Here is a 799-nt window from a genome sequence, read left to right on the forward strand (position 1 = left end):
GATGCTTTAAGCCTTCATGCTGATGTTGAAAAAGATTTACCTTCTCAAGATATAAGCCTGGAAGATTTATTTTGTGATAGATGTGATTCTGAAGCTTTAAAGCTGGCCATAAATAATTTGACTGAAGAGGAAAAAGAACTTATTGATTTTATATTCTTTAAAAATAATACTATTCAAGATTATGCGTACTATAAAAATATGTGTTACTCAACAGCTTGCCTTAAAAAGAAAATTACATTAAAGAAAATTTATGATTATATTTCTTTAGATTATTAAAATATTCATGTTTAAAAACCAAGGTCACATGAACCTTGGTTTCTCTTTGCAATATATCTTACTTGACATTGTTTTATTCAAAAGAAAAGCTATTTACAATCTCCGTAGTCTTATTAATATAATCTTCAGCTACTTTATCAATTCCATTGCAAATATATTTGAGAGATCATCCCCCACATTTAAATAACAATAATTTATTTGCAGCTTCAAAGAAATTTATCCGATAGCTAGCATCCGTAACACACTCACTTCTTCAAGTGACGCTAACGACTGCATGCTCCTGGATGAGTAAAACTCTATCTGCTGCTATTATTGATACATGTTTTAAGCTCAAAATAACATTAAAAATCAATAATATTTTTATGTCGAAACCTTCTCGAGCCGCATTTTTCAAGCATATTCTTAAGAATATTTATGGTGATATGGCTCAGAATATATATTCTTATATGGTAATATTCTTCAGAATGTATATGGTACAGAATATTTATGGTAAACCATATTAGAATATACAGCAATTTAGCAT

General features: G+C 28.7%; 1 pseudogene. It reads left to right on the forward strand.

Annotated elements, in window-relative coordinates:
• A pseudogene (locus CLOBL_RS27265) lies at positions 1 to 276 on the forward strand (sigma-70 family RNA polymerase sigma factor); the annotation flags it as partial.
• Between the last annotated feature and the right edge of the window lie 523 nt (positions 277 to 799).

The organism is Clostridium sp. BL-8 (assembly GCF_002006495.1).
GTDB lineage: Bacteria > Bacillota > Clostridia > Clostridiales > Clostridiaceae > Clostridium.